The sequence below is a fragment of the Streptomyces sp. AC512_CC834 genome, assembly GCF_019049325.1.
Classification (GTDB): Bacteria; Actinomycetota; Actinomycetes; order Streptomycetales; family Streptomycetaceae; genus Streptomyces.
Genome location: NZ_JAGMUO010000087.1, coordinates 1 through 4,854, shown reverse-complemented (window position 1 = coordinate 4,854; position 4,854 = coordinate 1). Strand labels below are relative to the sequence as shown.

Here is a 4,854-nt window from a genome sequence, read left to right as displayed (position 1 = left end):
TGCACGGCCCTGGACTTCGCGACGCACTCGTTCCACACCCACCGGCACCGGCCCCACTCCGCCTCCAGAGCCGTACGGGCAGCCGACGACACCCGCAATCGATACGTGTAACGGGCACGCCCGCCCTCCGCACCCGCACCCGCACCCGCACCCGCCTGCAACATCCCGCCCCCCTTCACGGCCGCGGCCAGGACACCGTGCCGTCCCCAACCCCTGCGAAGGACCATACGTACGACAGCCGCACATACACCCGCCGATCCCGCGACCGCCACCCCCACCAGCGACCACAAGCACACGTGTTCACATCACTCTGGGATCATGTCGGCAGCCGTACGGACGCTCCGCGCCCGGAACCGGACTGCGGCGACGCTCCGCGTCGCAACACCCGGATGCGATTCCTCCCCGGCGTGAACGCCGAAGCCTCCTCGCAAGAATCAGGTGAGGGCCTTCTGCACCACCCGGTAGACGCAGAGCTGGACGCCGGAGGGCAGGGGGCGCGGCGTGCCCGTGACGCGCAGCTCCACGCGCACTCCGCCGGCCCGCACCCGGGTGACCATCTCGGCGAGCTGGTCGAGGCCGGGAGCGGGGGCGCCGTCCGCGCCCTGGACGCCGTCGGCACGCAACAGGCCGAGCACGCGGCGAAATTCGGCCAGCGCCTCGCCGCTGGCGCCCTCGACCGTGTCCAGGGCTTCGCGTGCGGTGCGGGCGTCGGAGTGGAAGACGAAGCGGCCCAGGCCGGTCTGGACGTTGATGACGGCGATGTGATGGGCGACCACGTCGTGCAGTTCGCGGGCGATCCGCACCCGTTCCGGCGACCTCGCGGCGGGTCCGGTCGGCCTGTTCGGCGCGGAGCTGCAAGGTGAGTTCGCGGAAGTTGCAGGAACCGGGCGTCTACCGCGCCGGGTTGGGTCCCGTCTCCACCCACCGCTGGATTCCGGGACGGGTGGAGCGGCCGTAGGTTCTCGGTGCGAGCGATCCGCAGGGGGATGCGGCGGTCCGGCCCCTACCCGGGGGAGGGTCGGGCCGACAGCCGCAGGGGGAAGTGGCGCGGTCGGGCCGACCGCCGCAGGGGGCGTGGCGCGGCCGGGCCGACCGGCCCAGGGGTCGCCCGCGCCGCCGCCCCCGTGCCCGGGCTCAGTACCGAGCTCAGTACAGATCTCAGTACAGGTCTCAGTACCGGGGGTGCAGCAGCGTCGAAGGGGGCAGCCCGTGGATCCGGGTGCGGGACGCGGCGCGCGCGTCCCGGGCCAGGGATCCGGGGGTGACGGTGTGCGGGCGGGGGGCCGCCGGGTCCAGGCGCAGGGGCGGGGGCGTACGGGCGGCCAGCAGGAAGCCCCAGTCGCCGGGGGCGCGGCGGGCGGCGGCCGTGCGGTCGGGGCCCGGTGCCGAGCCGGCGTCACGCGCGCCGACGCGGTAGGCGACGGCCGGCAGGCCGGCCGCGCGGAGGGTGGCGTCCACCGTCCAGAAGTCCCGGGGGCGGGCGGAGACCGGTCCCGCGTGGACCACCAGCCGCCCCTCGGGCGCGAGCACCCGCCGCAGCAGGCCGTAGAACTCCTGCGAGTACAGCTTCGTGCTGGCCGTGATGCCCGGGTCGGGCAGGTCCGAGATCACCACGTCGTACGTCGCGGAGGGCGTCGAACGCAGCCGGTGGAAGGCGTCCCCCGTGGTGGCGTGGACGCGCGCGTCGCCGTAGGCGTGCTCGTTGAGGGTGGACAGGCCGGGGTCGTGCCGGGCCAGCCCGGTCAGGGCGGGGTCGAGTCCGACGACGTCGACGCGGCGCACGCCGGGGTGGCGCAGCACCTCCCGCGCGGCGAGACCGTCGCCGCCGCCGAGGATCAGCACGCGCGCGTGCGGCCCGCTCAGGGCGGGGAGCACCAGTGCCTCGTGGTACCGCCGTTCGTCGCTGCCGCTGACCCGCAGCCGTCCGTCCAGGAACAGGTGGAGGGGCCGGCCGTCGGCGTCGCCGGTGAGGACCACTTCCTGCACGTCGGTCCGGACGGCCACGCGGACGTCCTGGCCGTACACGGCGTGCCGGGCGGCGCGTTCGAAGTCGTCGGCGAGGACGGTCGCCGTGGCGAGCAGGGAGAGGACGACGGCGTTGGCGGTCAGCAGCAGCCAGCGGGCCCGGCGGGTCAGGTCGCGCCGGAACAGGCCGAGGACCAGGGCGGCGCCGACGACGGCGTTGACGGTGCCGGTGAGCAGCGCGCCGGTGAGCTGGCCGAGGAAGGGCAGCAGCACGAAGGGGAAGGCGAGGCCGCCGACGAGCGCGCCGACGTAGTCCGCGGCGAACAGGTCGGCGACGGCGCCGCCCGGGTCCTGCCGGCGCACCCGCTGGATCAGCTCCATGAGCAGCGGCACCTCGGCGCCGATCAGCACGCCGATGACGAGGGAGAAGGCGACCAGCAGGACGCGCGGGCCGTCGGCCCACAGCCCGCCCCAGCCGCCGGTCCAGGCGAAGACGGCGTACAGGACCATCGCGCTGGATCCGCCGACGAGCGCGAGGACGGACTCGAGCGCGCCGAAACCGGCCGCGGCGAGACGGCGCAGCCGTTTGGCGGCCAGCGAGCCGAGGCCCATCGCGAAGACCATGACGGACAGGACGACGGACGCCTGGGTGACCGAGTCGCCGATCAGGTACGAGGCGAGCGCGACGAGTTCGAGTTCGTACACGAGTCCGCAGGCCGCGCAGACGAACACGCCCGCCAGCACCAGGAACCGCCCGAGGGCCGGCCGGACGGGCAGCCGCGCGGGAACCTCGGGGCCGCCGGAGGCGGCGGAGCCGCCGGGTCCGCCCCAGGACGGCGGAGAGCCGGGCGGGGCGGGGGCGTGCGGTTCGATCACGGGGGTGACGTTACGTCACTCCCGCGCTGCGCTTCGTCACCCACACGTGTGAAACTGGCGTCCCGTTGGGCACCGCAGGTTTATCCGGCGCCGACCCGCTCACCCCAACGGCGCGCTGAGCTGGGGTGCCGGTACCCGGACGCCCACCCGGGTCCGGGTCGCCACCAACTGGCCGTCCTGCGGGTAGGCGTGCCAGGTCCGCCAGTGCACCTGCCCCTCGTGCCGCTGGGCCAGCAGCGCGGTGAAGGCGTGCGGGCTGCCGGGGAAGACGCCGGCCAGTCCGTGCGGGTGGTCGGAGACCAGGGCCAGCAGTTCCTGGGCGCGGCCGGCGAAGGAGCCCGGTGTCAGCACCTCCACGCGGGCGGCGAACTCGTACTCCCAGTCGCCCACCCGCTTGGCGACGCCCAGCGGAAGGGGGGTGCTGCTGCCGGGGATGCACGCCACCGTCTCCGAGCAACTGCCCCGCTCCTCCTCGAGCAGGACTTGATGGGAGGCGCCCAGGAGTCTCAACTGCAGTCTCGCGTCCTTCAGTTCGACATCGAGACAGGCGAGCGCGGGCAGCGGCTCGCACCCCAGGGTCCAGGCCAGGTCGGCGGCGCGTGTGTCGGTGTAGGCGGTTTTCAGGGTCGTGAGCATGGATCGGCTCCGCAAGCACACAAGGAGAGGAAGGTGTGGGGCCTGCGCATCCCGGCCACGGCCGGGGATGCGGCCCGCTCAGCCCAGTCGGCCGGTCAGGAGGGGGGTCAACAGGTCGTCCGAGGAGCTGCGTTGGTGATGGAGAGGGAATCATGAACCACGGCGCCGCCACAGCGTTTTTACCCAACTTCGTGGTGTTTCCATCCCTCAGGGGGCTCAACAGCTCAATTGTTCAACCAGGGCGCACACCCCGCACGCGCGAAGTGCGCCGGTGCGTGGGAGCGCCCACCGGGCGTGCTGCCCCGGCGGGCGCTCGTGGTGGGACTCGGGGCCCGGTCCCAGGAGTGGGCCCCGTGACGGGGATGCGGTTCCCCCTGGCCGGAGCTCGGCTGCCCCGTGTCAGCCGCCGCCTCCACCACCGCATCCGCCGCCGCCCCCTCCCCCGCAGGACGACCCGCCTCCGCAGGACGAGCCGCCACCGCAGGAGTGGCCCGAGTGGTGTCCGCCCGGGGACGAGCCCCCGCCGTCCCCGGCCCACCAGCTTCCGCTGCTGCCGCCGCCGCTGCCGCCCCCGCCCGTGCTCGACCAGAGCGAGCCGCGCCCGTCCTTCCTCGTCCGGACGGTGCGGGAGGCGCGCCGGCCCATCACGAACACCCTGATCACCAGGGCTGCGACCACGATCAGGATGATGCCTGTGACCATGGCTCCACCCTCCTTCCGTTCCGGACGCACGCCCGGAACATCCCCCGAAGCAATCCCCCGTCGGATGCCTCGCTGCGTATCGACTGCCTGTGGTTCACGCCGTGAAGCTCGTTGCGTGAACAGGGGATGCCCCGCACCGCCACACCCCAAAGCAGAGTTGAGGAAGTCCAGAGCTTCGGCGCAGGATGGCCGCCATGACCTCCATGAGCTCCAGCGCCCGCCCCCTCCTGAACCGCCGGCTCGCAGAGTTCGGAACGACGATCTTCGCCGAGATGTCCGCCCTGGCGGTGACGACCGGCGCGATCAACCTGGGCCAGGGCTTCCCGGACACCGACGGCCCCGAGGAGGTCAGGGAGGCCGCCGTACGGGCGCTGCGCGACGGGCGCGGCAACCAGTACCCGCCGGGTCCCGGCGTCCCCGAGCTGCGCGCCGCCGTCGCCGGCCACCAGCACCGCCGCTACGGACTGTCCTACGACCCCGACACCGAGGTCCTGGTCACCGCGGGCGCCACGGAGGCCGTCGCCGCCTCCCTGCTGGCCCTGCTGGAGCCGGGCGACGAGGTCGTCGCGCTGGAGCCGTACTACGACTCGTACGCGGCCTGCATCGCGATGGCGGGCGGCACGCGCGTACCGGTGACCCTGCGCCCGCACGCGGCGGAGGGGGAGGGGGAGGGGG

Annotated in this window: 4 protein-coding genes and 2 pseudogenes; 1 reads left to right on the top strand and 5 read right to left on the bottom strand. The window is 73.9% G+C overall.

Annotated elements, in window-relative coordinates; all coding sequences use genetic code 11:
• The 5 genes and pseudogenes from KUM40_RS41700 to KUM40_RS27155 form a co-directional block, all read right to left on the bottom strand.
• A pseudogene (locus KUM40_RS41700) lies at positions 1 to 164 on the bottom strand (helix-turn-helix domain-containing protein); the annotation flags it as partial.
• A 273-nt stretch (positions 165 to 437) separates the two neighbouring features.
• Positions 438 to 867: pseudogene (locus KUM40_RS27170) on the bottom strand (sensor histidine kinase); the annotation flags it as partial.
• A gap of 303 nt (positions 868 to 1,170) precedes the next feature.
• Positions 1,171 to 2,841 carry a polyamine aminopropyltransferase gene (locus KUM40_RS27165; RefSeq protein WP_217168830.1) on the bottom strand — a complete coding sequence of 557 codons (1,671 nt, stop codon included), beginning with the start codon at positions 2,839 to 2,841 and terminating at the stop codon, positions 1,171 to 1,173.
• A gap of 99 nt (positions 2,842 to 2,940) precedes the next feature.
• Positions 2,941 to 3,477 (bottom strand): DUF2617 family protein, encoded by a 537-nt coding sequence (locus KUM40_RS27160; protein WP_217168829.1) that lies wholly within the window; start codon positions 3,475 to 3,477, stop codon positions 2,941 to 2,943.
• Positions 3,478 to 3,876: 399 nt separating this feature from the next.
• Positions 3,877 to 4,179, bottom strand: coding sequence for a hypothetical protein (locus KUM40_RS27155; protein ID WP_217168828.1), 303 nt, complete (start codon positions 4,177 to 4,179; stop codon positions 3,877 to 3,879).
• A 194-nt stretch (positions 4,180 to 4,373) separates the two neighbouring features.
• Here KUM40_RS27155 and KUM40_RS27150 point away from each other — a divergent pair.
• The coding region (locus KUM40_RS27150; RefSeq protein ID WP_217168827.1) for an aminotransferase class I/II-fold pyridoxal phosphate-dependent enzyme at positions 4,374 to 4,854 on the top strand (481 nt) is incomplete at its 3' end.